Consider the following 26,611-nt stretch of genomic DNA (forward strand, 5'->3'; position numbering starts at 1 on the left):
TTATGGCAAATAATAGCGAAAAAACACGGTATAGTGATGTGGAATTACAGGAATTCAAAGGAATCATCTTGGAGAAACTCCGTGTGGCCAAAGAGGAATTATCTGCATTGACCAAGTCATTGAACAGCAGCAATGCCAATGGCACTGACGATACAGCAGGCACGTTCAAGACATTGGAAGATGGTTCTGCTACATTGGAGAAAGAACAAACCAATCAGTTGGCTGCACGCCAAAAGAAATTCATTGATAATTTGGAAGCAGCTTTGGTGCGAATCGAAAACAAAACTTATGGTATTTGCCGCGAAACGGGCAAACTCATCCAAAAAGAACGTCTCCGTGCTGTACCTCACACCACATTGAGTATGGAAGCCAAATTGAAACAGTATTAACAAAGCTATCAGCTTTAGCTAAAACATGAAAGGCTATACCAAACCCTTTATACTGATTATATCAGTAATTCTGATAGACCAGCTTTCCAAGTTATGGATCAAATTGAACATGACGCTTGGACAAGAGTACAACATCATTGGCGATTGGTTTATCATCCATTTTACTGAGAATAATGGCATGGCCTTCGGGCTTGAATTTGGTGGCGAAGCAGGCAAGTTGGCGCTGTCTCTATTCCGTATAGCCGCGGTCATTGGCATTGGATACGGATTGCATTACATGGTCAAGAGGAAATACCACCGTGGTTTTATCCTCAATGTGTCACTCATATTTGCCGGGGCATTAGGTAATATTATAGACTCCACACTGTATGGACTGATATTCAGTGAAAGTACTTGGTTTGAAACCGCTAAACTTTTTCCGGCCGAGGGTGGATACGCAAGTTTGCTCCATGGAAAAGTGGTAGACATGTTATACTTCCCCATTTTCAAAGGCAATTTTCCCTCATGGTTCCCAATATGGGGTGGCGAAGATTTCCTGTTTTTCAGACCAGTATTCAACATTGCTGATTCGGCCATCACCGTAGGTGTGATTCTTATCCTATTCTATCAAAAACGCTATTTCAAGGAAGAGGTTCTAGAACCCGCAAGCTACAACAGCGAAGTCGTAGAAGATTAATGTTTTCCTATTATACGGTCAAAGACCACGCGACATTGACTCAAACATCGTAGGTCGTTGAAGAAGTTTCTCCTCCTCTACCTGTCCAATTCGAGTGGAAAAACTCACCACGCGGTTTATCAACCCGTTCATAAGTATGGGCACCGAAATAATCACGCTGGGCCTGCAACAAATTAGCCGGCAGCCGCTCACAGCGGTAACCATCATAATAAATCAATCCAGCACTCAAGCAAGGCACCGGTATACCATTCGTAATTGCCGTAGCAACCACCTTTCTCCAACCGCTTTGAGCAGCCTGTATTTTCTCTTTGAAGAAATCATCCAAAATCAAATTCTGCAAATCTGGATTGTTATCAAACGCCTCTTTGATTTTCCCCAAGAATGCCGATCGAATGATGCAGCCTTCGCGCCACATTAAGGCAATGCTACCATAATTCAGCTCCCACCCATATTCCTCGGCGGCCGCGACCATCATTTGATAGCCCTGTGCATAGGATATCACCTTAGCTGCATATAAGGCATCACTTAGATCGTTGATGAAGGCTTGCCGATCTCCATCAAACGCGGGGGTAGGCCCATTCAGCACGTTAGACGCGGCCACACGTTCATTCTTCAAGGCCGAAAGGCAACGAGCAAATACAGATTCAGCAATTAGCGTAAGCGGAACACCCAACTCAAGCGCCACAGTGCCTGTCCACTTACCTGTTCCTTTTTGTCCGGCGGTATCTAGGATTTTGTCAACCATCGGTTGACCATCTTCATCTTTGAACGCCAGGATATCTCGCGTAATTTCAACCAAGTAGCTATCCAGCTCTCCTTCATTCCATTCCTTAAATACCTCATGCATTTCATCAGGGGTCATGCCTAGCACCTCTTTCATCATGTGATAAATCTCATTAATCAACTGCATGTCGCCATATTCAATGCCGTTGTGCACCATCTTGACGAAATGCCCGGCACCACCATCCCCTACCCAATCACAGCACGGGGAACCATCTTCCACTTTAGCCGCAATGGCCTGGAATATCGGCTTCACGGCAGGCCATGCTGCTTTCGAGCCCCCTGGCATAATGGATGGGCCCAAGAGGGCTCCTTCCTCACCTCCGGATACACCAGTACCTATAAAAAGTAGCTCCTTGCTCTCCACATATTTTGTCCGCCGTTCGGTATCCGGGAAATAGGAGTTACCACCATCAATAATAATGTCACCGGGTTCCAAATGTGGAATGAGGAGCTCAATGAAGTCATCTACAGGTTTCCCGGCTTTGACCATCAACATAACCTTGCGGGGGCGTTTAAGCGATTGAATCAAATCCGTTATGGAAGTCGCTCCATATATATTTTTGCCTTTCGCTCTACCATTGACAAAACGTGTTACCTTATCCACTGTACGGTTGTATGCCGTTACATGGAAACCTTTACTCTCCATATTCAGAATGAGGTTCTCACCCATCACGGCGATACCTATGACGCCTATATCGGATATTTCTTGCATAGTTAAGGTGTTAAATTCTTTGCTTTCCAATTCGTTCCCAAAGTTATACTTTACAGACTAAGAACAACTATAAAAGTGATGAAAATATTGTACTTTTATACATAGAGACTGGGGGATACAAAGAAATCGTTTTTTGCAGCATTGTAAAGTAAAACGTACTTTAGCATTAAACAAACCAATATCAAATGATAGATTCATTTTTCAGAAGCTGCATCACGCCATTACTGTGGCTTGGTATCTCATTTTTCCCACAAGTCCTTTTTGGCCAACAAAACCCTATCTTCCCAGGCTGGTATGCTGACCCTGAGGGCATTGTTTATGATGACCGCTTCTGGGTATATCCCACGTACTCTGCCTCCTATGAGGAGCAGGTCTTTTTCGATTCATTTTCTTCTCCTGATTTAGTCACTTGGACTAAGCATCCGAGAATCATCGATACCGCTGAAGTAAAATGGGCCAAGCGTGCCATGTGGGCACCGGGGGTGTTGGAAAAAGACGGTAAATACTATTTCTTTTTTGCGGCCAATGACGTGCATGAAGGTGAGGTAGGTGGTATTGGAGTAGCCGTAGCCAATCGGCCTGAAGGTCCATTTAAAGACCTATTAGGCAAGCCACTTATCAACGAAATAGTAAACGGTGCGCAACCCATTGATCAATTCGTGTTTAAGGATAAAGATGGCTCTTATTACATGTACTACGGCGGATGGCGGCATTGCAATATCGTGAAGCTCAATGACGATTTCACAGGACTGGTGCCCTTTGATAACGGGGAAATATATAGGGAAGTAACACCCGAAAGCTATGTGGAAGGGCCATTCATGTTCATCAGAAACGGCAAATATTATTTCATGTGGTCTGAAGGGGGTTGGGGTGGGCCCAATTACAAAGTGGCCTACGCCATCGCAGATTCCCCATTCGGTCCGTTTGAACGAATAGCCACCATATTGGAGCAGGATTCCGAAATCGCCACTGGGGCAGGTCATCATTCCGCCATCCAAATCCCCGGCAAAGATGAGTGGTATATGGTATATCATCGTCGGCCGTTGGGCAGGAAAGGAGCAAATGAACGGGTCACCTGCATCGATGAAATGCATTTTGATGAAAACGGCTGTATTCTCCCAGTAAAAATGACACACACCGGGGTAAGTCATTTGTTGGGAAAGTGAGGTACGCCGCCGCTAATCCTTAGCCTTTTCCATCCATAACCGGTTGAACAGGATTGCCTCCCCATCCGCGGGGGCAATCAGGAGGGTCACCTCATGGTAACCAGCTTCGGTAAACGTGATTTTGCCCAACGGCTTTTCCCTAAATTCATCCGTATAATAATCTTGATTGGGTTCCACAACGATTTTACCGGTATGGGGCAGCTCGTTGGTCAGTTCTGTATCGCTTGCCTGCAAGGTAATACTTGCCTCGCCTTTTCCTTGATTGCTATAAGACATATCGAAATTATACACCATGTGCTGGTCTACATAGATTTTCCAACGCAAAGTAGTGGGGCCAGTAATAACCAAATGCTCCGGCCTTGTGCCATCAAACCTCACTTTATTGGGGGCATCGAGATGATCAATTATGTTGTTACCCCGAAGGGAGTACCCGCCAAAAGAGGCTTCCGCCACCACTTCTTTATCCAATTGCATACCTGTTTCAAATTCCAGCACCACCACTGAAACAAAACGGTCTGGCGCTACCCGTGGTGCTTGAACATGGAGATAAGGGCCTTGCTGCGTATAGGTCAATGATGTTTTCAATTTATCATTCAACAGGTAAACCCCGGTCGGTTGGGAGGTGACACCTGAAATCCGTAATACCTTGTCTAACGGCCAATTATACACTTGTAGATAAACATTATCTGTTCCATTTTTTTGCTTTTTATAAGTGATTTTGCCCCAATCGTGCTGTGTGGGTGCTAAATCCACTCCCCCACTGCCGTAAATCGATTCTCCGTTTATGGCTAGCCACTGCCCAATATCCTCAAGCCTACTGACACTTTCATAGGGTATACTCCCATCGGCTCGTGGCCCAACATTAAGCATAAAATTACCGTTGAGGCTCACATTACCAATCAATGCATGCAAAAGTTGGGTGGTAGATTTCCATTGGTTTTCCAAGGCATTGTAACCCCATGAGTGGGCGATGGTACCTGGTGTTTGCCATGGATGTTTCTTGTAATTAGAACCCAACTGATTATCACCCAACGTTTCGAAATCAATGTTTTCGTTTGACACAGGTATCCCCAACCTCGAATTGATTAAGCAATTGGGCTGTAGTTCACGGATTAATGCTAACACCTGGTCAATCTGCTGACGCTCCACAACGGTCTGTTCATGGGGTATCCACATATCAAACCACAACATGGCTACCTCCCCATAATTACTGAGTAACTCCCTCAATTGCGGGATGACTTTATCTTGCCAATATTGATTGTATTGCTCCGGTGTCACTTTACCTGCCAGTTCCTGGTTATGGCTCCAACCGAAGGGATGTTCCCAATCTACCCAATGCGAGTAATAAAATCCCAATTTTATATCATGCTTTTGGCATGCCTTCGCCAATTCCGCAAGTACATCGCGGGTAGTACCGCTGAGTTTGGGCAGGGTATGGCCCCCAACCTTTGAATCCCATAATGCTATGCCATCGTGGTGTTTAGCGGTAATGGTGATGTATTTCATTCCGGCCTTCTTGGCAGCCAACACCCATTTCTCCGGATTAATCTCATCCCAATCAAACCGCTGGGCCAACTGGATGTATTCTTCCATGGGAATACTGTTCCTATACATGATCCACTCAGCGTAATTATTGAAATGCCTATGCGGCTCCCCTTTCCATATACCTTCCGCGGCGCTGTATACCCCCCAATGGATGAACATACCAAAACGTGCATCAGTAAACCATTGGGGTCGCTCACTTGGTGCAATTGGCTGGGATTTGAGTAAAACGGGCATTAACAATAAACATACTTGGACGAAAATAATGATAGGACTATATTTTTTCATGGTTATGCTTTTAATCCGTCATTCCATTAGGTTCCTAATTTATCCAAAGAAATAACAATACTTGAATATAAAAGTAAATAATCTTAACATGGTATTCAGCCAAAATTACATTTCCATCCGCTTCATTTCGTTATTTAAAGTATTCCTATCTTTGGCCTTTGATTTGTTAATATCTCAAATTTCATGTCTAACGTCTCATAGCTCATATTTAACGTTTCATGTCTAATAAAAAAATACTCGTCACCGGAAGTAATGGCCTTTTAGGGCAAAAGATCATAGACTTGGCGCCGGCCCTAAATGACATCGATTTGATAGCCTCTTCACGGGGAGAAAACCGGCATCCCATAACGGGTGGTTATCAGTATATCGATTTGGACATCCTTGATCATAACCGGCTACGGGAGGTTGTTGCTGAATATCGACCGGATACCATCATCAATACCGCTGCCATGACCAATGTGGACGCTTGCGAACATGATCCGGAAGGTTGCCGAAAACTGAATGTAGAGGCCGTGGAACAATTGGCAGCATTATGCGACGAATTCCAAATTCATCTTATCCACCTGTCCACCGATTTTATATTCGATGGCGAAGACGGACCATATGCTGAAGATGACCAACCCAATCCGCTAAGTCTGTATGGCCAAAGCAAGCTGGATGCAGAACATATTATTCAAAGATCCAACTGTAAATGGGCCATCTTACGCACCATATTGGTGTATGGTGTGGTGGCCGACATGAGCCGCAGCAACATCGTATTATGGGCCAAAAGCGCATTGGAGAAAGGTAAACCGCTCAATGTAGTCAATGACCAATGGCGTATGCCCACGCTGGCTGAAGACTTGGCACAGGCCTGTTTGCTTGCTGCTATGAAAGAAGCGGAAGGCATCTTCCACATTTCAGGCAACGATATGTTTGCCATTCACGAGTTAGTAGAGGCCGTTGCAGCGCACTGGCAGTTGGATAAATCACTTATCAACCAAGTGAGCTCATCGACATTGAGCCAAGCCGCACCGCGGCCAAAGCGAACGGGTTTTATATTGGATAAGGCGAGGACGGTATTAGGCTATGAGCCAAAAAGCTTCTCCGAAGGATTGGTGTTGGTCGATCGCCAACTTGGTAAATGAAACCGTAAAAAATAGCACACGGATAACACAGATTTGGCGGATTTAACATGGCAGAAAAATCTACGGCATCAGTAACATCCGTGTCATTCGCGTGAAAAACAAAAATTTATACCATCTTTGCAGCATGACCCAGAAATTTCCACGCGAATCATACACTATCATGAACGAACTGGTATTGCCTAACGATACCAATACACTGAATAACCTCATGGGTGGACGGCTGCTCCATTGGATGGATATTGCGGCAGCAATCTCTGCTCAGAAGCACTGCAACCGCATCGTGGTGACCGCTTCCGTCGATAATGTGTCGTTTAAGCATCCCGTGAAACTTGGTGATGTCATTAGCATCGAGGCCAAGGTGACCCGTGCTTTCAACACGTCCGTAGAAGTACGCTTGACCGTATGGGCACAGAATATCCCTTCAGGCACGAAGGTAAAATCAAACGAAGCCTACTATACGTTTGTGGCTATCGATCAGGATGGGCACACCATCGCCGTACCCCAATTGGTACCTGAAACTGACGAAGAAAAACAACTGTATAACGAAGCCTTGCAGCGCAGGGAACTCAGGTTGATTTTGGCGGGAAAGATGAAGCCCAAAGAAGCCACCCAGCTTAAATCGTTGTTTGAACAAATAGCCGCCGGGTAATCAGGTTTACGAAGCGCTCCCCAACTCCACAATCCGATCAAATTCCTCGCGTTTAAGCGGCATCACAGATAGACGCCCTTGACGCACTAAAGCAATATCTTTGAGTTGTTTGTCTTCCTTAATGGTTTCGAGCGTGATCGGCTTTTTCAAGGCCTCTACCGGTGCCAAATCTACCACCACCCAACGCTCATCTGAAGTCGTTGGATCTTGATAATATTCCTTTATTACTTTGGCGATTCCAACCACTTCCTTGCCTTCATTACTATGGTAGAACAATACCAAATCACCTTTTTTCATATCCTTAAGGCTGTTTCGGGCCTGATAATTGCGCACACCATCCCAAAAAGTTTTCTTGTCCTTACGGAACTGTTGCCAACTGTATTTGAAGGGTTCAGATTTTACGAGGAAATAGTTCATAGAATGTATAGATTTGAGATATGAGACGTGAGACTATTAGCGGCTTAATACAAAGCTATTATTACCTTTTCGTGAGTATATTTTATTCAATTTTTATTCAATCATGCCTAATATAATTGAATTTCACGGTATGTCAATAGGTTTTACAGAAAGAATCTCGTTTTTGTTAACACATATAAAGTCTCAAATCTCATATCTATTATCTCCTATCTTATTATTGCTTTTGTGTAACCTCCATCTTTTCGGCAAAGTGATCACAATAGTCACGCAGGTCGCCAATTACGGCTTTTGCCACTGGGTCATCGCCCGATGCACGAACGAATGTATCACCCAAAGTCTGTAAGGTTTCATAGAAAAAACGCTTCATTTCATCCAGAGGCATATCCTTAGTCCAAAGGTCTATGCGCATGGAGTTTTTATAATGATGATCCCACAACGCCAAAAACAAGGCTTTTGCCGGTAAGGCTTCTTTAGTTTCGCCATCCGAGGATTCCCAAATGATGTTATCTGGTACGTTGTTGTCGTCCAGTTCGATTGTTAGTTTTATTTCTGCTTTTTTCATTTCAACGTCTAAAATTAAGTTGAACGCAGATAACGCGGATCATGCAGATTTACGCAGATTCATTGAAAAATCGGCGATCATCCGTCAAATCTGTGGCATCAGTGTTCCATCCATTACCATATCTTTAAAATCCAAATAACTACCGCCACCAATACGACAAATATCCCCTCCGCTATCCATACACGTTTGAGGTTGCGGAGCATCAACCTGAAAAACTGGTCAGCTGCCACCAATATCAACAAAAATAACAAAAACCAACCAATGCCGCTAATTCCAATTTTATCATCGATGATTTGCCACAACAACCAGGTCAGCAACAAGGCGGATGCAATATTCAGCGGGGTAATTCTGACCTTCTTCATCTTTTCTTTCTTACCGGCTTTTGTTTGCCAATATACCGCTTTCCGCCATGTTGAGGTTTGTTCGTCCGTTGGTTGGCCATCTTCTTTTCATGGAATGCACCGCTGAAATCCGGGTTATCCTTCCTTTTCTGTGCATCAATTTCACGCGCAATGGCCTGCCGTTCTTCAAATCCGGTTTTCTCAATAAATACCTCCCCAGGGATATCCAATACGGGAATCTGCTGACGAATCAACTTTTCAATTTTCCGGATATAATATTCTTCCGCCGGATTGCAAAACGTAATGGCATCTCCCGTTTGGGACGCCCTGCCGGTCCGTCCAATGCGGTGCACGTAATCCTCAATGACGATTGGCACATCGAAATTGATGACATGGCTCACATTGCTCACGTCTAAGCCCCGTGCAGCCACATCAGTGGCCACCAGTATCCGAATTGTCCCCTCCTTAAAGGCATTGATAGAATTAATACGTGTATTTTGGCCTTTATTGGCATGGATCACCCTGATGTTTTCTGCCCCATATTTACGTTCAAGAAAGCTAAAAACATTGTCGGCCACCGTTTTGGTTTTGCAAAAGATGATAAGGCGGAGCAATGTTTCGTCATCTTTGAGCAAGTGTTGCAGCAGGTTGATTTTGGTCTTGAGGTTGGGCACATAATACAGCGTCTGTGTCACCGTCTGTGCCGGTGTAGCTTGTTCGGATACTTCCACGATAGTAGGGAAAGCCAAAAAATCTCCCGAAATTTTATGCACCAATTCACTCATGGTAGCCGAAAAAAGCAGGTTTTGCCGCTTGCGGGGCACTACTTCCAGTATCCGGTGTAGCTTGCTGATGAATCCCATATCCATCATCTTATCCGCTTCATCCATTACCAGCACTTTCAGGGATTTGGTCACAATGTTTCCAGCAAGGTATAGGTCGAGAAACCGACCTGGGCTGGCCACGATGATATCCACTCCCTTTTCCAATTCGGCGATTTGGGTTTTGGGGCCAAGGCCTCCATAAAGCACTACCGCACGTAAATCGGTATATTTGGCAAATTGGCGGATATTTTCCTCGATTTGCATGGCCAATTCACGGGTTGGGGAGAGAATAAGAGCCCGTGCATCCTCGCCCTGTGCATACTTGAGGTTCATGAGAAGAGGCAATACAAACGCAGCGGTTTTGCCGGTACCTGTTTGGGCAATGCCCATCACATCTTGCCCTGCCAATATTGGCGGGATAGCCTTTTGCTGGATGGGAGTGGGTATGGTATAACCCGCTTCCTCGATGGCGTTCAGGATTTGCTTATTGAACTTGAAGTCCTCAAAGGTTCGTTGCTGCATCCTGCAAAGATAGGCAAAAGGGGTTAGAATCCGCTTTCCAATGCCTCCCCTACTTCGGTGGGAAAATCCGATTCAAGGATGGATGCTCCATCCGCAATAATGGCTCGGTAGGCCGTTGCACGTTCCTCTTTAGTTTCCAACTTATCGTAGGTGGGCGCCGATGAAATCATGCACATGGTGCCCTTCGTGTTCAATAAACGATAAAGCACTTGGTTTTCAGGCTTAATATTCGGGCCTATATAGGCAATCATCCGATTGTAGGGAATCCGTGCCTTTTTATATGCTTCAAACTTCTCCATGGTTTGGATATGCGCAGAAAGCATTTGATTTTTATTTTTATCCAAATAAAAGCGGGCCTGTTCTGGAGAATGAACCGTGACCATCACAAACGAGTAGGCGTCATGTTGTTTAATAATCTCGGCAATCATTTCAAGCGGTACATCTTTATGGTCGAGGTTTAATATGGTTTTACCCCTAGCCCATTCAATGGCTTCCGCCAATGTGGGGATGCGGTGTTCCGTCAGATTTCCATCCTTGTCCTTCAGCCGCAATTGTTGCAGCTCTGCCCAGGTATGATCTAAGGCTTTGCCAGTTCCATTTGTCGTACGATCAAGCGTTGCATCATGCAACAGAATAATCACACTATCCTTTGTCAACCGAGGATCTATCTCAAAGATGGCCGGTGTATGTTCCAGCACTGTTTCGAAGCCGGCAACGGAATTTTCTGGAAGTCCAAGTTCAACTGTGCCACGGTGACCGCTGATAATGGTTTTGTCCCTGCCATACTTGAAAAACCGGTGCAACTGCTTGGGGGATTTAAAATCCAGCGTATGCAATTTTTGGGCTTGAGATGGCAATACGACACCAAAACAGCAAACGAATATAAGCAGGTACAAATAGTTAGTTGCTTGCATTTCTATTTTAAATTATTTTTCAACCGTTAACCATTCAACTTCAGCAGCGAAAATTCTTCCTCTCCCCCGAATTGAATCTGAGTAATAGACGAGTTCTCCTGCACAATCCGCCGGTAATACTTCAGGGGCATTCCCAGCTTCCAAGCAAGATACAGTCGGTTTACACCATTGTGTGCCACTACCAATATACGTTCACCATCATGCTTCTTCATCATTTCCTTAAAGAAATTATCCACGCGACGCACCACTTCCAATGCCGTATCGCCCGTACCTCCAGCAGGCGTATGGTCAGGCGATTGATTCCATGAATCCCAAAGCTCGGGGTTTTCAGTGACAAATTCTTCCCTTGTTTTGCCTTCCCATGCACCAAAGTCGAGTTCAATTAACCGGCTGTCTTTCTCGACTGGTTGTTTATGTCCGCTTGCTATTTCCGCCGTGAGGTATGCTCTCCGCAGGGGGGAAGCATACACCGCATCGATAGATACGCCACTAAGCACATCCGTCACCCGTTTGGCTTGGGCGATTCCTTTTTCAGTCAGTTCCGCGTCTGTTCTCCCACAGTAACGGTTTCCATCGGCATTATAGGTGGTTTCTCCATGCCGGAGTAAATACACATTCAGCATGTTCAAATATATTTCCGTTTCTTCATTTCATCAATAAAATGATGGTAATTCACTTCATAAGCCTCCATCAACTCCGCTTCGGGTACTATTTCCCGTTCAATGGTGGTCATTTGTTCCGCTGCTTCAGCGATGGAGCCATAATAGGTTTTCGAAGCCGCGCCAATGGCGGCACCTACAGCTCCATTGGCTTCCTTGCTTTTATAAATAGGTAATTTCAGCACATTGCTCCTGATGGTCAGCCATACGTCGCTATTGCTCCCGCCCCCCGCTGTATATACGGCTGCCACTCGCTCGCCAGAAAGCTGTTCGATCAGCTCATAAGCAAGGCGCTCGATGTAGGCCACCCCTTCCATGTTGGCCGCAAACCGTTCAGCTTCCGAAAGGCCATCGGGAGCAAACCCTCGTGCATGTGGCGCAATGAAGGGGAAGCGTTCGCCTTGCTGTTTCAATGGCCAAGCAAGTTTTCCGGTAGGTATTAATGTGGCAGCGAGCTCATTCAGGTGTTGCAATGCGGTGCCGAAATCGGTCGAAACCCAATCGGCACCCGTATTACTAGCACCACCGGGCATCCAATAACCATCGGGATGACGGTGGCTGTATATACGGCCTTGGGGGTCATTAATGGCAACCTTGGTTACCCCTTTAATCACCAGCGTTGTGCCGATGGTGGTGTTCCAATCACCTGGCTTCACCGCTCCTGAGGCGATTTGAGACGCACACCCATCGGTCATCCCCGCTACCACCTGTATTTGGGGTAGGCCCCATGCTTTCCCAAGTTCATCGTGTAATCTTCCCACAGGCTCACCGGAAGCCACTACTTCCTGTAACCATTCTTTTTTTAATGGCAATTGCGTCGTAAGATAAGGTGGCCACTCCCCTTTACCAACGTCATAACCCGACTTGAGCGCATTGGTATAATCCGTCGTGTCAAAGTTTCCACTCAGCATTCCGGTAATGTAGTCTGCAGCGTGTATCCATTTACCGATTCGGTGAGCCGTTTCAGGGAAACGGTTAGTATACCATACCATTTTAGAAAGCCCGCTAGACGCGTTAAATCCAGTATAGCCGTCAACCACATGGCGTTCGGCCACTTCCTGACAAAGCCTTCCTTCGGACGCCGAACGTGTATCACTATACATCAGGGCATCATGCAATGGTTGGTATTCGCTGTCCAAGGGGATGACGGTGCCCGATGTGGAGGCAACGGCAACGGCCAGCACGGCACTCCGATCTACATCAGGAGGCAACAATTCCAGCATCTTGCCCATCGCTTCCCGGCATGATTCCCACCAATGTTGTGGAGACTGCTCCTCACGCGAACTCGCCGTAAGCGTGAAAGGCACTGAAGATGCGGCCAATACGTTTCCATTTTGGTCAACGAAGACTGTACGTACCCCCTGTGTTCCCACATCAATCCCAATAAAATAATTCACCATAGGTCAATGCATCTGTTTAAATGTGCTTCTTGCCTTTTTCCATTCATTATGCAGCTTCAAAAAAACCTGTCGATCTTCTGGAGCTATCTCATCCAGTACTGCTGGAGTGGTGTTGGTTATACCGAGTGCATCATTGCAGAGGAATGCCCCACCCAACACAGAGGATTGCCTGAATGTATCACGAATCCTGACTTCTTTTCCAAATAGGTTGGCAATAAATTGCCTGAGTTTCCGGCTTTGCACGCCGCCACCACAAGCCCAGATATAATTCTCTTCATGGGGAGCCACGGCGCATAGCAAATTATAATTTTCATAAATGCTGCAAGCAATATCCCACAAAATGGCAAACACAAAGCCCCCACGGGTGAGCTGATGCGATACCGGAGCATTGAAGATGAACCCCCCTTTGGTAAGCGGCACATCTTCATCGGCGATGAGGGAACCTAAGGAAGCCACGCATTGCGAGTAGGTGGTTTCGTCGAGTTCCTTTTCAATAACTTCATAGGTTTCATTAGGGTAAAAAATTTCTTTCAAGCGCTGGTAATTAAGCCCCGTTACCCCAGCATTGGCCTCCAATACAAAGCGGTTTTCATCAACATGACGACTGGTCCATGTACGTTGTTGTTTATCAGTCACATAATTGTCTACCAACTTGATAATAGGTGTAGTGGTACCGGATACGATTACCACGTCGTTGGTAGCAGGTTCCATGCTTCGGATGGCCAGTTGTGTATCCGAACCACCAACCACGACGATGGCCTCCTTATCAATACCAAATTGATCGGCCACTTCAGGTATGGCCTTATTCAACACCGTTCCGGCTGCTTTCAATGGAGGCAATAAGGTTGTGGGTATTGAAAAGACCGTACACAATTCTTCAGACCATTGTTTGTTTGGCACGTCATACAGCAATGTTTCCGATGCTTGCGAATGCTCATATCCAGGTACTCCTGAAAATTTGTACTGTACCCAATCACTGATACTGAGGAATAATGCTACACGATCCCATAAATCCGTTTTCTTGGCTCTTAATCCTACCAATTTTAGGGCGGAAAATAACGATGTTGGGTAACGTCCGGTGAGGTCATACACACGTGATTTATCCAGGATGATGTCCTCCCATTGGCGTCCGCGGTGGTCGATATTAGGCATGCCTAATATCGAGCGTCCTTCCGCATCAATGGCCACAATGCCTTCCCGTTGGCTGGTCGCCGTGATGGCCTTAATCATTACTGGACCAGCTTCGGCCAATGCTTCCTGCGACAACCGCTTGATTTGCTGCCACAGCCGATCGGGGTCAAAATAAATCGAATCTTCATAATCGACATCTTTTTCATAAATGACGTTTTCACGTTTGATGCTCAGGATGTCGCCATTTGATGACACGACAGCCGCCCGTACGTTGCCGGTACCGATATCGACGATTAAATAAGCGTTTTGTTCGTTTATCATAATATTAGGACGAAGTGATGTGCTCTTCAGTATTTCTAGACTTCCTTATTCACCAATTGCCTGATATCTCGTTTGTTTTCTTTGAAAAACTCCTTCAATACCTGATTCATGATTACCGTATGGTGATCTTCCACCTCATGCGTTGCACCTGCGATGTGTGGGGTAGCCAATACATTGGGGTGCCGTATCAGGCGGTAGTCTATTTCGTCAGGAGGTTCATGGTCAAAGACATCCAGGATTGCCCCCCGGATTCGCTCGTTCTCGATGGCGTCTAGTAAATCGCCCCGCTTTACGACAGCGGCACGGGCAGTGTTCACAAAAATGGCATCGGGCTTCATCAGCGACAGTAAACGGCTGTCAACCATTCCTATGGTGTGTTCATTGACCGGTAGGTGGATGGCCACCACATCGCTTATCTTGAAAAGTTCCTCCAGTGATACCTTGACATACCTATCGTCCTCCGCTGTATAAAAGGGGTCATAGTAGCATATTTCGCAAGGAAAACCCTTCAATATATTGGCTATGGTTTGTCCCACGGCGCCAAAACCTACCATGCCCACTTTCTTTCCGGCAAGTTCATTGCCTTTAAACTGCAAATAAGACGTATGTGACCCTTGGCCCCAATTTCCATCCTGAAGCCACTGTATCGTATCCAGCGTATTGCGCATAAAAGTAATGACATTGGCAATAAAAAGCTCGGCCACGGCCTGTGCATTCCGGGCAGGGGTGTTGAAAACCGGGATTCCGTTTTTGGTGGCCGCTTGTAAAGCCACATTCGATGGTGTGCCTCGGCATACCCCAATGAATTGGAGATTTGGGCAATGCCCTATAACTTCTTCCGTGACCTCATCATGTTCGGTAATTAGGGCATCCGCTTTTGATTCATCCAACAACGCGATAAGCTCATTTTGGTTATATGCCCTGCCGTGGGACTTCCAGGGCTTATAGATTACCTGACCAAATAATTGTTTTAATTCCTGCCTACCTGTTTCATGGTAAGGCGCTGTAACCAGTATCCTCATAAATATGTCAGTGTTTGGTGTATGGCTTTTTATGGTTAACTATTTTGAATGACTTCTCCCAATGGTTCTATTTCCGTTTTATTGTGTTTGGGCAGTGTGATGAACTTGGTAAGCACTGCACTTAGGAAATACAGTCCAGCCAGCACCCAAATGACCCCTTCGCTACCAATGGTTCCGATCAGTGCACCCACAATAGCGGGGCCCACGAAAACTGGAAGGCCTGCCCCAAGGTTGAGGACAGCCATAGCCGCTCCTTTGTCTTTTTTAACCAGCGAGGGTACCAAGGCCGAAAGCGGCACATACCCAGCCAAAAGGGCTCCCCATAATACGCCACTCAACATCACTGCCCAAAAGTCGCCCCCAAACCATACCGGGGAATAGAAAAAGAGCAAGGTGGTAAGGCCGCACCCCACACCGCCAAACCATAGGATGGTGTTGCGCCAACCCAAACGGTCGCCCACAAAGCCAAATATCAAGTTGAATGCAATATTGCTAGTAAAGATAGTACCCCAAATCTGCAACCACTCCTTGGTACTAAACCCATGGGTGGCCATGTAAATGGGTAGAAAAACAGGGAAGGCAAATTGCGCCGTTGTATTGATGACCCGCACGATTCCCCCTAAAAGCACTTTGGGCTCCTCCTTCATAATGGTTAGCCCCTTCAACAACTCCCGTGTCTTTGAGCTCGCATCCCCTGAGGGAACGAAGCGATCCTTGTTGAGCACCAAGGCAAAGAATGTGCCGACCAAGACCCAGAATATCGAACTCCACAAAGTATTATGGTATCCGATCGCCTCGATGGCCCAACTCGAATAGTATGCGCCAAAAACATTCAAACCACCCGTAAATACGAACCAGAACCAGCCCACTGCCCTACCCAATTTGTTTTGCGGGGTTCGGTAGGTAATCCAAACCAGAAAAGAATAAGCAAACAATGGGTAGGCGAATCCCCTGATGCCATAAGTGATCAGCATGACGGGATAGTCCAATTTTTGCATACCTAATCCCACAAACCCTATGGTACCAATAATGTATAACACCAGTCCCAATAGCATGGCTTTCCTTGGCCCATACCCTTCTGCCAAAACACCGGAAAACCATGATGAGATCGCTATGGTAATACCATATACAGTAAAGAGAAGTGCAGATTGCTGCATGGAAAGGCCGTTTTCCAACAGGTAGGGACTCAACCAGCCTTGTTCGACCCCGTCGCCCATCATAAAGATGATGATTCCCAAATATCCCCAAGCGAGCGGTTTAGGGAGACCGGATTTGTCAAAAAAATCGGGTTTTGCGTTTATTGCCATATTCATAAATGGTTACAATTGGTTGTTATTACTTGATAAAACTCCTCAAAGATAACAAAATTTAATATAATTAAATAAATATATAATAAAATTAAATGATTTTAAACCATTAACTACTCCATACCGAACGTTAACCCTCGGCTTAAAACAGCAGGGAACACCTCACTTAATCAAGTGAGGTGCTCCCCCCTACGATAATAAGAAGGATAATAAGTTTGAATCTGCTGTCAACCCTGATTATTTGTTCTTTTCTCGGAGTAAGGTTAGGAGTTTCTCCGGTTCATCTGTGGTAATAAAATCTGCGCCTAAATCTATGAAATGCTGCATTTCTTCTTCTTCATTTATAGTCCATACATTAATGGCGAGCCCCAGTTCATGTGCAGTTTTAATCCAATCCGGGTGTTCCCGAAAAACTTTCATGTTATAATCGAGCCCATAAAAACCATCAGCCTTAGCTTGGCTCGGTTCAACATCACCATTCAGGTAGAACACTTTAGCCTGAGCATCCAGCTCAATGATCCGTTTTGCGGCATCATAGTCAAACAGGATGTACTCCACCCATTCATCGGCTCCCGAAGCCTTCACCAATTCAACAGTGAGGTCGGCCGAGCGCAATGCACGTTCTTTACCCAAATTCGAAGGTTTCAACTCAAAAACAAGTTTGGTTTGATTTTGCTTCATGCCTTCCCGAATATATGCTTCAGCTTTGGGAATGGATTCGCCATTGGGGTGCTTTTTCGACAGCAGCTCATCATATGTCGAAGTGGCGATATCAAGACCATAAAAATCCTTATCATGGTTAACCACAAGTACATCATCTTTGGTAAGATGGACATCAAACTCAGTTCCATAACATTTCAACGCTATGGCCTTTCGTAATGATGCAATAGAGTTTGAAGGAAGGCCATCCGTTTTCCATGCACCTTGATGAGCTACCACCATATTATTTTTCTGGTCTGTAAAATCAGATTGATCCCTGCAGCCAAGCATGGTCAACAATAGTAGATATAATGCGAGTTTTGCTTTCATGTTCATACAAAGTTAAAAACCATACCGCAAACCCAATTGAATCTGATAGGGGTTCCCTGAAGGAAGCGCTACACCCGTATTGGGATTAACATCGTAATTATATGTATTTGACACTGCGTCAAAACCTCTTGTTGAATAAATATTCTGTGCACCCAACACCTTGGACGAGCCCCATTCCTTGTTAAGGAGGTTCGCTACATTGAAGATTTCCGCAGAGATTTCTACATGCTGTGTTTTATAGATGTTCACCTGCTTACTGATTCTCAGGTCCCAAAAACCGAAGAAACCGTTTTCACCACCGTTCCTTTCGGCAACATCCCCAAAACTGCTACGTAAGTAATTTTTAAGATGCTGGCTTACTTCAGGATTATCAAGGATGGCTTGTATGCCCGCGCGGTAACTTTCCCTTCCATTGGGGTCATTCGGGTCAAAAATATAAGCCAAATCATTTGAATTGACAAAGTCCCCGTTTACATTTCCGCTAACCCTGACCGAATACCTGGTTCCTCCCATTCCGGAATAACGAAAGCCAACGCTGAAACCATAAAAGGTCGGCAAGGTACCGTAAACAACCACCTTATTGCGGAACTGGTTGTTGGAATAGGACATACGGCTTAAATCCCTGGGGTCATCGTATACCATCTGGCTAAGTGTTGCGGTATTTGCAACGTCACCATTAAAGGACGTGTTATCTTTTATGTCATTCCAAGTATAGCTGAAGAACAGTTCTCCATCCTTGTAATATTGGTAAGTACCATCCACAACAACGGCAAATTGATCTATTTTTCCCCCGCTGTTTAGCTCAAGAACCCGGCCCACTTGGTCAGACTTCCGGCCATGCATCCAATTTGTGGCGCCATTGACGGTATTGATCGTTTCGGAAGGCACAAACACACCTCTGTTCCCCTCATTTGATAAACGGAAAAACGGCTCATCAACCATATTGGCATCCACATACATGTAATTGTTTCGTGCGAAACTACCAAAGATACTGAGCCCCATTTTGAATTTGTTTGTGAAGAAACGGTTATAAGAAAGGTTGGCTTTATACAAGGTGGGAATCCGTGCATCCGCTCCGTTCATGTTGATAGTCGAAATTCTCGCCACACCGGGCAAATCGAAAAGCTCCACCCCTGGGGCTGTGGAAGGATCTTGGCGATAACGTACAAAATCCGGGACCGGTACATGCTCACCTTGTATATCCACAGAGGCGACCCTTACTCCATCAAATACCATGTTGTTGATCATGGCGTAGTTGTTGATATCGGAACCGAAGATACCAGCTCCCACACGTAGAATATCACGCTGCCTTTCACCGATATCCCAAGTTACTTGCACACGAGGTTGGATTTGGAAGGTAGCCAACCTATTGTCTGTGCGGAGGCCAAGTTCATCGAACACCAATTGATTGAAATTGGGCTTGTTGAAATATCGGGTATAATCAGCACGGAGCCCCGCCATCACTTCCAATCCTTTATACGATTTTGTTTGCACCTGAGCGTACAATCCCGTGTGCAAAATGTTTTGCTTGGCATTGTTTGCCCCTTCGGTAAGGGCAATTTCACGAGCATAGCGATAGGGTGCGAGGTTGTCAAAATTATCCAGTCCGGTGAAATAAAAACGACCATTCATCTCACTTCCATATAGGGAATTCATGTGCGTATACATCAAGTCCGCACCAAAGGTATAATCAATCTTGTTTGTATTGTAGTAGACGTTATTGACGATGTGGGCAACATTGTTATAGAAAAATTCAGGTGTATAACGTTGTCCTCCCAATTGGATGGTCGTAAATACATCCTTGTCATTGACGGTTGATTGTACCCGCTCTACAATGGCACGGGGTATATTATCATCGGGCAACTGTTCGCTTGGGAATGCCAGCTCGGAGGTGTACAAATGCTGAACCTTCAACTCATTGGTGACCCTACTCCCCAGCTGTGAACGCAATGTGGCCAAGAAACTATTGTCTATTGTCCGGACAGAACTGTATACCTCGTACAAGTTGATGCTACTATTATCAGAAATCCCTTGATGATTAATATCATGCACAAAATTATTCCTTACCGTTAGCAGGTGTTTTTCATTAAGCTGCCAATCAACCCTGCCAAATACGGCATCAGTCCCTCTTTTTTTATCAAATGATCCAAATTGTGGGGATTGTACCACCCCATATTTATTGCGTGCAATATCAAGATACCTATCAAGTGATTGTTGGGTAACATTGTACCGTTGCTCATCAATCGGGTTACGGATATCGGCAATCTGTAGCGGACGGGCATCGGCTTGCCGATCCCATACAACGAAAAAATGGATTTTATCTTTTACAATGGGTCCTCCAAGTGAAAACCCGAATTGATATGTCGAAAACTCGGCATCCACTTCATTCCCTCTGATGTCATAAGGACTCGATAGCCAATCCGTCCTACCGAACATGAATGCACTACCAGTCAGTGTATTTGTTCCAGATTTGGTAACCGTATTAATCAACCCACCACCACTTCTACCGTAAGTCACATCATATTGGTTGGTGACAATTTTAAATTCACGGATAGCTTCCATTGATACAGCATAGGATCCTCCGCGGCGATTTGCCGTTCCTCCAGAAGTAGGATTCCTTGCTGTCATCCCATCCACTGTAAAATTCGTTGAAGAAGCCAATTGGCCTGACAAATTATTCCCCCTACTCAATGGCGAGAGGTCAATCAATGATGTAAAATTACGACCGTTCACAGGCAGGCTTGCGATGTTTCTGGATGTAACCGAGGTCGCGGCACCAAAATTCGAAATCGTATTTTGTAAGCTATTTGCAGTCACTTCTACTTGATCAATTGCTTGCGTCGTCTCCTTGAGTTCGAAATCCAATCTCAATAAATCTCCCTGGTTAAGTGTGAACCCAGACTTCACTTGTGTTCCGTGCCCTATTAACGAAGCTGTAACGGTATATGGTTTACCAAGGGGGAGTTGCCTTAACAGGTACTCACCCATTTCATTTGTAATCGTACGTGACACAAACCCCGTGGATTCGTTTCTCGTATGAACGGATGCACCCACTACGGGTTGGTTTTGCTCGTCGGTCACTGTCCCAGTAATCGTAGCATGTGTAGCTTGCGCCAGCAATTCCATGTGAAATAACAGGCTCAATACAATCAGGAAGGAAAATTTACGAATCATCATTGATTTATTTTAAGAATAATTAGTGAAACTCCTTGTCGTTCTTAACTCATAGCAGGTCACTCCGCTATCTTTACTTTTGAATGCATTCCCACCTGATTTACGCCGCCAAACTTAACAATACAAAAAACTAAAAAATAAAAATAACCATTAAATAAATGAAATATAACATTCAGTTAAATATTTATTAACATTACAAAAAGATTTAATGCCCCTTCCGCCAAAAGCTTTTCTTTCAATTTTGATAGGAAAAATAATTCTTCAACGTTCCCTGATCATGCCCGCCGGGGGACTCTTCCCTGTTCCAGCGAATCTGATCAGCTTTGCCATCGCCATTTATATCGGCAAAGTAAAATTGAGTAACACTGCTCTGAGAAGTTCCCCTTAACGAATATATTGGATCATCAAAGGTGCCGTCGCCTTTGGAACGGTATAATTTGAGTTTTCCCAAATAAGCATTGGGATTCCAATAGATCTTATCCGCCTTGCCGTCCCCAGTTACATCGGTGAAATAAAAGGTGGTTTGGGCGCTTTCACTGCCTCCGTTGGTATTGGAGTTGCTCCAGCTAAACGTACCGTCGCCGTTAGCTATATATACCCGGGTATGCCCGGAGTCAAAGGTGGGGTTCCAGTAGATCTTATCCGCCTTGCCGTCCCCAGTTACATCGGTGAAATAAAAGGTGGTTTGGGCGCTTTCACTGCCTCCGTTGGTATTGGAGTTGCTCCAGCTAAACGTACCATCGCCGTTAGCTATATATACCCGGGTATGCCCGGAGTCAAAGGTGGGGTTCCAGTAAATCTTATCCGCCTTGCCGTCTCCGGTCACATCAGCAAAATAAAAGGTAGTGCTATTACTTTCGCTGCCTCCGTTGGTGTTGGAGTTGCTCCAGCTAAACGTACCGTCGCCGTTAGCTATATATACCCGGGTGCGCCCGGAGTCAAAAGTGGGATTCCAGTAGATCTTATCCGCCTTGCCGTCTCCGGTCACATCAGCAAAATAAAAGGTGGTTTGGGCGCTTTCACTGCCTCCGTTGGTGTTGGAGTTACTCCAGCTAAACGTACCGTCGCCGTTAGCTATATATACCCGGGTATGCCCGGAGTCAAAAGTGGGATTCCAGTAGATCTTATCCGCCTTGCCGTCTCCGGTCACATCAGCAAAATAAAAGGTAGTGCTATTACTTTCGCTGCCTCCGTTCGTATTGGAGTTCAGAAAAGTGAAGGTGCCATTCCCATTGGATTTATATACCCGAGTATGGCCAGAATCATATGTAGGATTCCAATAAATCTTTTCCTCCACCCCATCACCAGTTACATCGGCAAAATAATAGCGGGTATTAGCGCTTGCACTGATACCATTAGTATCATAGTGCCCACCGTCAAATATCGCAGGGATAAACGTAGCAGTGATCGCCCAATGATCCGATGGCCAATTACCATTATAACTAGTTGTTATCACTTTTGAATTTATATAAGCCAGATCCCTGGAACAAAAAATCCAATCCAATTTGGAGGTACCAGTAGCATCCCATCCGTGAAATGTGGGGCCACTTTCGCTGTGCGTACACACCATGTTGTTGCTCCCCTTGATGTTTTTGATGATGGAAATTTCCGGAGTACCCGGTTTTGCATTGAAGTCGCCGAACACGATTACCGGCAAGCCTTGGGAATGTTGTTCAACAACATCTTTTACCACATTGGCTGTTGCTACCCGCTCGCTCGATGATTCGGTACTCCAGTGGCTATTGCAAACAAAATACTCCTTGTTTGTGGCATTATCTAGCAAAATAACCCAGGAACCACTCCTATTTTGTATTAACTGGATCTGAAAAGTGTCTTCGTCCAGGCGCGTAAAGCGGTTGCTCTTATAAAAGATCACCTTGGGTGAGCCAAAGCCGGCAGATTCGTTCATGTAATAATCGTAACCTGCCGAAGTCATCTGGGTTTGCATCCAGGTTTCAAACCAGTTGTCAGCAAATTCTTGTAATCCAACAATATCCGGATTATTATCCGTAATGGTTTGAAGAATGATACCTTTCCGTTCATCCAACGATTGCGGGTCATTAGCATCGTGGTGCCTGATGTTGAAAGACATCACCTTAATTGCATTTGCAACATCGGCCTGTTGCGGGGAAAGCATGGCGTTCCTATTTAAAAGTAACGCATCGTTATCGGTCGGTAGTTGTATCAGCTCCGACTTGCAGCCTGCAAACGCTAAACTGACAATCAATATAGAAAACAGTCTCATATTTATCATAATTAGTTATTTCGTTATTGGTTACTCGTCCCGTTATCTTCGTTCCCTGCTGGGCCTGTACTATACAGGTCTGCAAACGTAAAACAACAATAGATAGTAGATTTGTCTCGCCATAGATAAGTTAATATTTGAGATTTAATAATTAATGATTACGATTAAACTTGAATTATACGTTATAGCATCACTATCCATCAATCCATTTCACACATGATTCTCGATAAACGAAAATGCAAAGCGCAGCCTATACCACTTCATTATTTACACAGTTCCGATATTAACACGATTAATTCTTAAGGTTTACAATCACACCGCTTATTGCAGCAGCCTCACCGGCCCTAGCAAACCCGATGGCAACAGTTCAGCATCTTTCTTAAATTCAATATTCGTGTTCGTCAGCCTTTTCTCCGGCGGGAGGGCAGCATCCCCGATCAAGCGATTTGGCCAGAGATTAATCACCTCGATTTTTAGTATATTATTACGCTCTTTTACCGCTTCCGAGATATCAATACGCCAGGGTGCTGTCCAAACAATACCAAGGTCTTTCCCATTGAGCCATACCTGAGCAATGTTTTTCACTACGCCAAGGTCCAATAATATCGACTTCCCTGTTTCGAGTGCTTGATCAAGATCAAATTCCTTCGTGTAAATAGCGCTACCTGAATAGTACATTATCTGTTCATCAGGATGTTTGCTCCAGTCTTGCAATGAATTGAATTCCACTGACTCGGGGCCACCCCATTTGGGATCGAAATGAACGTTCCATGTTTCACTGATATCCTTCATATCTGATAAAGCAGACGTGTCTTGCCACAACCATGCTTTACCTTGTTGTACCGTTGCACTCGGTGATTTCGGAAACACAATAAATACCGACTGGAACTCATCGAACTCAAGAGGTAGAGCCACCCTCTCTTCATTCACATGATATGATGGCTGTAAGATTCTGCCATTAATGGCGTCCCAGATCTCTGGCTTTCTATTTTTAACACGGAATAGGCATGTTGTTTTCGTTCGTTGTTTCTTCCGGTTCGTTAAAAAATATATCTCCGCTTCAGGAGTGGTACGATGGATAAAATCTATCCATGCATCGTTACCCGTATATTCAAAATCTGGTTTTACGCCATCCTGCAGCAGCACATTTCTGATGGTTTCGCCGGTAAACATACGGCCTTTGCCGTAGCTGTTTATTTTCACATGGACACCGTCGTTTTGCGCCCACACGTTTGATGCAATACGTTTTATTTCTTCATCGCATTCAGGATGGTTTTTTAATCCGGAATCTGTTAATGGCCTAGGCCCAATGACCGTGGCCCCTGCATGCACTAGCTCCCTGATTTTCTGTATCACGGAAAGGGGCATCTTTTCTGTATCAGGAAGCACCAGTATACGATAACTCATCCCATCGGGCAATACGACAAGGCCATTTTTAACGGCCAGTCGAGTCAAAACGACTTCCTCATTACATACATCATAATCATATCCCTTACCCAGCGATGGGTCTACATGTTTCTGTTCAACCAGATTAGGGACAATATCGCCATTATAAAACAGCACATCAGCCACAAACATGCCCGCCTGTAGTAAATACTGGCAACGCGCGATATAATCGAAAAAAGGGCCTGACTTTTCCCACCACGTTACATTCGGATTAAAATGCGTGCCGGCACCATATTCATACCCGGGTTTTCCATCACGGGGGCGGGTAGCCGTTGAGGTATGGATAGCTATTCGGTTTATTCCCTCGCAGTAAGCACGGTCCAGAGACTGCTTTAATGAGCCGGGATAGTCCAGCCAGTGCCTCATCGTAGTAAATGCTTCTGCAGAAGCCGTCTTCCGGCCGTATAAATGCGCAGCGGATGCGACCATTTTAGTTACTTTATTTTGGCCGTAGTCTAAGCGCGAAATTCCATAAGACTTGTCATCTATTAAGGTAGACTGATCTTCATGATTTGGCCCCAGCCAGAATTCGCCCATTGGCATATCACTTCTGCCAAGATTTTTCAATCCATCCAGGCAAATGGTGCCTGACCGACTGGGGCCGGCCGCCTCGTTCTGCACTTGCAGGCCCTGCTCATGACACAGTTCGGCAAAGCGCTGATAATGCTCGTCGGCCATACAATCAGCAATCGTTTTTCGGTAATCATTCAAAAACCGATCGGATATTTCTGCGCTTCCAATTAGGTATCCTGACAGGACAGGTAGGTAAAATGTGGCATCATATCCCCGATAGTGCTTAAATTTCTCAAGGATTTTTTCTGTCCAGTTTGGGAAACCGTCTTCAAAACTATCGTCACAGAAATAAGCAGGTTTCGTATCTTCTTTTGCCGCCTCGTCAATAAATATTTTCCCCAGTTTCTCAAACTGTATTTCAAGTCCCTTGCGGTCAAACCAATCAATTGACAGTCCATCGGCCTCGGGTTGAGCGATCATCAGGCGTGAGCCCGTCATGCGGTGCCCTGTACGGACAATGGTCCAGTTACCCGGTGGCACCTCCCACTCCAAATACCCATCATCCTTTACATATGATGCTAGGTCGATTACCTGTGACAAGGGGATCGGCCGATCCTCAGTCGCATTCTTCCATGGGGTCCTAGTCGGCTCCATGACGTCAGTCGCTTTGGCAAAGTTACTAGCATCTTTACGATTGGCCTTGGCAGTAAGAACGGATTCCCGGTCACTGCTAATTTTACTTTTGCCCTTATGAGGAGTTAATATCGCGATAACAGCGGTATCGCGATAATCGAGCTCCTCAAGCGGCAGATCGATATAGTCTTTATATCCCGGAGGATTAAACACATGATCATAGCCATCACGGCCACCGGGTATCGGAAGCTTCCCTGAAAACAAGGAAGGGCCCTTCACCTCCAGTTCTGTTTGTAAATACCATCTGCCAGCATGTTCAGGAGCAATCCATGGCCCTCCCATACACCAACCGGAGCTTAAATTTATCCCTACTTCAATACCAAGTCGCTTTGCTTCTTTCATGGCATGGCGATACAGCGCTTTCCATTCATCTGAAAGAAACTTTGCACCTTGAGGAAAGGGAATGCCGCCTAAGCCGCCGGATGAATTAACCAAAAGTACACCACCCATTCCCTTATCCCCGAATTCTTCCAGATCACGGGTTATTCCTTCTTTGTCAATCAAACCATTAAACCACCACCAATAGCAGGATGATTTACTCGCATCTGGTGGAGAAATAAAGTTAACGAATAGTTCATCGGATCTTGAGTTGAGGGATTTGATCGCATCATTCCCTGCCCATTCCGCCCGCCCGGAACGGGAAAGCAAAGCAAGGCTAGCTGTCGTGACTGCGCCTATTTGAATAAACTTTCTACGATCAATGCTTTTCTTCATTATGCTTTGATTTGATATATGGGTGGCTAAAAACGCTTTACACTG

Annotated in this window: 21 protein-coding genes; 5 read left to right on the forward strand and 16 right to left on the reverse strand. The window is 45.3% G+C overall.

Features of this window, described 5'->3' with window-relative positions:
• Positions 1-2: 2 nt before the first annotated feature.
• Positions 3-389, forward strand: coding sequence for a TraR/DksA family transcriptional regulator (locus NF543_RS00680; RefSeq protein WP_257666155.1), 387 nt, complete (start codon positions 3-5; stop codon positions 387-389).
• 25 nt (positions 390-414) lie between these two features.
• A complete protein-coding gene (locus NF543_RS00685; RefSeq protein WP_257666156.1) occupies positions 415-1,065 on the forward strand; it encodes a lipoprotein signal peptidase in 651 nt (216 codons plus the stop codon).
• Between the two features lie 40 nt (positions 1,066-1,105).
• Here the strand turns inward: NF543_RS00685 and gnd are convergent, their stop codons facing one another.
• Positions 1,106-2,560 carry a decarboxylating NADP(+)-dependent phosphogluconate dehydrogenase gene (gene gnd, locus NF543_RS00690; protein ID WP_257666157.1) on the reverse strand — a complete coding sequence of 485 codons (1,455 nt, stop codon included), beginning with the start codon at positions 2,558-2,560 and terminating at the stop codon, positions 1,106-1,108.
• A gap of 185 nt (positions 2,561-2,745) precedes the next feature.
• Here gnd and NF543_RS00695 point away from each other — a divergent pair, with 185 nt between their 5' ends.
• Positions 2,746-3,726 carry a glycoside hydrolase family 43 protein gene (locus NF543_RS00695; RefSeq protein ID WP_257666158.1) on the forward strand — a complete coding sequence of 327 codons (981 nt, stop codon included), beginning with the start codon at positions 2,746-2,748 and terminating at the stop codon, positions 3,724-3,726.
• Between the two features lie 12 nt (positions 3,727-3,738).
• Here the strand turns inward: NF543_RS00695 and NF543_RS00700 are convergent, their stop codons facing one another.
• Entirely contained in the window at positions 3,739-5,556 is a 1,818-nt protein-coding gene (locus NF543_RS00700; RefSeq protein ID WP_257666159.1) for an alpha-L-fucosidase, read from the reverse strand.
• 218 nt (positions 5,557-5,774) lie between these two features.
• Between NF543_RS00700 and NF543_RS00705 the strand changes: the two genes are divergently transcribed.
• Positions 5,775-6,683, forward strand: coding sequence for an SDR family oxidoreductase (locus tag NF543_RS00705; RefSeq protein WP_257666160.1), 909 nt, complete (start codon positions 5,775-5,777; stop codon positions 6,681-6,683).
• Positions 6,684-6,807: 124 nt separating this feature from the next.
• Positions 6,808-7,332 carry an acyl-CoA thioesterase gene (locus NF543_RS00710; protein ID WP_257666161.1) on the forward strand — a complete coding sequence of 175 codons (525 nt, stop codon included), beginning with the start codon at positions 6,808-6,810 and terminating at the stop codon, positions 7,330-7,332.
• A 6-nt stretch (positions 7,333-7,338) separates the two neighbouring features.
• Here the strand turns inward: NF543_RS00710 and NF543_RS00715 are convergent, their stop codons facing one another.
• The 14 genes from NF543_RS00715 to NF543_RS00780 all read right to left on the reverse strand — a co-directional run bounded on the left by NF543_RS00715 (position 7,339) and on the right by NF543_RS00780 (position 26,566).
• A complete protein-coding gene (locus tag NF543_RS00715; RefSeq protein ID WP_257666162.1) occupies positions 7,339-7,749 on the reverse strand; it encodes an EVE domain-containing protein in 411 nt (136 codons plus the stop codon).
• A 214-nt stretch (positions 7,750-7,963) separates the two neighbouring features.
• Entirely contained in the window at positions 7,964-8,311 is a 348-nt protein-coding gene (gene gldC, locus NF543_RS00720) for a gliding motility protein GldC (protein ID WP_257666163.1), read from the reverse strand.
• 113 nt (positions 8,312-8,424) lie between these two features.
• A complete protein-coding gene (locus NF543_RS00725; protein ID WP_257666164.1) occupies positions 8,425-8,673 on the reverse strand; it encodes a hypothetical protein in 249 nt (82 codons plus the stop codon).
• Complete coding sequence (locus NF543_RS00730; protein ID WP_257666165.1) at positions 8,670-9,998, reverse strand: DEAD/DEAH box helicase; 1,329 nt, start codon at positions 9,996-9,998, stop codon at positions 8,670-8,672. Before NF543_RS00730 ends, NF543_RS00725 begins: the two co-directional genes overlap by 4 nt.
• 23 nt (positions 9,999-10,021) lie before the next feature.
• Positions 10,022-10,912 (reverse strand): glycerophosphodiester phosphodiesterase family protein, encoded by an 891-nt coding sequence (locus NF543_RS00735; protein ID WP_257666166.1) that lies wholly within the window; start codon positions 10,910-10,912, stop codon positions 10,022-10,024.
• 26 nt (positions 10,913-10,938) lie between these two features.
• Positions 10,939-11,535, reverse strand: a complete 597-nt coding sequence (locus tag NF543_RS00740; protein ID WP_257666167.1) for a histidine phosphatase family protein — start codon at positions 11,533-11,535, stop codon at positions 10,939-10,941.
• 2 nt (positions 11,536-11,537) lie between these two features.
• Positions 11,538-12,971: an FGGY-family carbohydrate kinase gene (locus NF543_RS00745; protein ID WP_257666168.1), complete on the reverse strand. Its 1,434-nt coding sequence runs from the start codon at positions 12,969-12,971 to the stop codon at positions 11,538-11,540.
• A 3-nt stretch (positions 12,972-12,974) separates the two neighbouring features.
• On the reverse strand, positions 12,975-14,423 hold the full coding sequence (locus tag NF543_RS00750; protein WP_257666169.1) for an FGGY-family carbohydrate kinase: 1,449 nt from the start codon (positions 14,421-14,423) through the stop codon (positions 12,975-12,977).
• Positions 14,424-14,458: 35 nt separating this feature from the next.
• A complete protein-coding gene (locus NF543_RS00755) occupies positions 14,459-15,445 on the reverse strand; it encodes a 2-hydroxyacid dehydrogenase (protein WP_257666170.1) in 987 nt (328 codons plus the stop codon).
• A gap of 35 nt (positions 15,446-15,480) precedes the next feature.
• Complete coding sequence (locus NF543_RS00760; protein ID WP_257666171.1) at positions 15,481-16,752, reverse strand: MFS transporter; 1,272 nt, start codon at positions 16,750-16,752, stop codon at positions 15,481-15,483.
• 237 nt (positions 16,753-16,989) lie between these two features.
• A complete protein-coding gene (locus NF543_RS00765; RefSeq protein WP_257666172.1) occupies positions 16,990-17,781 on the reverse strand; it encodes a glycerophosphodiester phosphodiesterase family protein in 792 nt (263 codons plus the stop codon).
• Positions 17,782-17,793: 12 nt separating this feature from the next.
• Positions 17,794-20,958 carry a TonB-dependent receptor gene (locus NF543_RS00770; protein WP_257666173.1) on the reverse strand — a complete coding sequence of 1,055 codons (3,165 nt, stop codon included), beginning with the start codon at positions 20,956-20,958 and terminating at the stop codon, positions 17,794-17,796.
• A 232-nt stretch (positions 20,959-21,190) separates the two neighbouring features.
• Positions 21,191-23,209 carry an FG-GAP-like repeat-containing protein gene (locus NF543_RS00775; protein WP_257957420.1) on the reverse strand — a complete coding sequence of 673 codons (2,019 nt, stop codon included), beginning with the start codon at positions 23,207-23,209 and terminating at the stop codon, positions 21,191-21,193.
• Positions 23,210-23,521: 312 nt separating this feature from the next.
• Positions 23,522-26,566 carry a glycosyl hydrolase gene (locus NF543_RS00780; RefSeq protein WP_257666175.1) on the reverse strand — a complete coding sequence of 1,015 codons (3,045 nt, stop codon included), beginning with the start codon at positions 26,564-26,566 and terminating at the stop codon, positions 23,522-23,524.
• Positions 26,567-26,611 lie beyond the last annotated feature (45 nt).

The organism is Parapedobacter tibetensis (assembly GCF_024704835.1).
Lineage (GTDB): Bacteria > Bacteroidota > Bacteroidia > Sphingobacteriales > Sphingobacteriaceae > Parapedobacter > Parapedobacter tibetensis.

Coding starts and splice junctions, on each gene's coding strand:
- NF543_RS00770 (WP_257666173.1), bottom strand. CDS start 20,958: ATGATGATTCGTAAATTTTCCTTCCTGATTGTATTGAGCCTGTTATTT.
- NF543_RS00695 (WP_257666158.1), top strand. CDS start 2,746: ATGATAGATTCATTTTTCAGAAGCTGCATCACGCCATTACTGTGGCTT.
- NF543_RS00750 (WP_257666169.1), bottom strand. CDS start 14,423: ATGATAAACGAACAAAACGCTTATTTAATCGTCGATATCGGTACCGGC.
- NF543_RS00715 (WP_257666162.1), bottom strand. CDS start 7,749: ATGAACTATTTCCTCGTAAAATCTGAACCCTTCAAATACAGTTGGCAA.
- NF543_RS00685 (WP_257666156.1), top strand. CDS start 415: ATGAAAGGCTATACCAAACCCTTTATACTGATTATATCAGTAATTCTG.
- NF543_RS00730 (WP_257666165.1), bottom strand. CDS start 9,998: ATGCAGCAACGAACCTTTGAGGACTTCAAGTTCAATAAGCAAATCCTG.
- NF543_RS00780 (WP_257666175.1), bottom strand. CDS start 26,566: ATGAAGAAAAGCATTGATCGTAGAAAGTTTATTCAAATAGGCGCAGTC.
- NF543_RS00725 (WP_257666164.1), bottom strand. CDS start 8,673: ATGAAGAAGGTCAGAATTACCCCGCTGAATATTGCATCCGCCTTGTTG.
- NF543_RS00740 (WP_257666167.1), bottom strand. CDS start 11,535: ATGCTGAATGTGTATTTACTCCGGCATGGAGAAACCACCTATAATGCC.
- NF543_RS00760 (WP_257666171.1), bottom strand. CDS start 16,752: ATGGCAATAAACGCAAAACCCGATTTTTTTGACAAATCCGGTCTCCCT.
- NF543_RS00710 (WP_257666161.1), top strand. CDS start 6,808: ATGACCCAGAAATTTCCACGCGAATCATACACTATCATGAACGAACTG.
- gnd (WP_257666157.1), bottom strand. CDS start 2,560: ATGCAAGAAATATCCGATATAGGCGTCATAGGTATCGCCGTGATGGGT.
- gldC (WP_257666163.1), bottom strand. CDS start 8,311: ATGAAAAAAGCAGAAATAAAACTAACAATCGAACTGGACGACAACAAC.
- NF543_RS00765 (WP_257666172.1), bottom strand. CDS start 17,781: ATGAAAGCAAAACTCGCATTATATCTACTATTGTTGACCATGCTTGGC.
- NF543_RS00705 (WP_257666160.1), top strand. CDS start 5,775: ATGTCTAATAAAAAAATACTCGTCACCGGAAGTAATGGCCTTTTAGGG.
- NF543_RS00700 (WP_257666159.1), bottom strand. CDS start 5,556: ATGAAAAAATATAGTCCTATCATTATTTTCGTCCAAGTATGTTTATTG.
- NF543_RS00735 (WP_257666166.1), bottom strand. CDS start 10,912: ATGCAAGCAACTAACTATTTGTACCTGCTTATATTCGTTTGCTGTTTT.
- NF543_RS00775 (WP_257957420.1), bottom strand. CDS start 23,209: ATGATAAATATGAGACTGTTTTCTATATTGATTGTCAGTTTAGCGTTT.
- NF543_RS00755 (WP_257666170.1), bottom strand. CDS start 15,445: ATGAGGATACTGGTTACAGCGCCTTACCATGAAACAGGTAGGCAGGAA.
- NF543_RS00745 (WP_257666168.1), bottom strand. CDS start 12,971: ATGGTGAATTATTTTATTGGGATTGATGTGGGAACACAGGGGGTACGT.
- NF543_RS00680 (WP_257666155.1), top strand. CDS start 3: ATGGCAAATAATAGCGAAAAAACACGGTATAGTGATGTGGAATTACAG.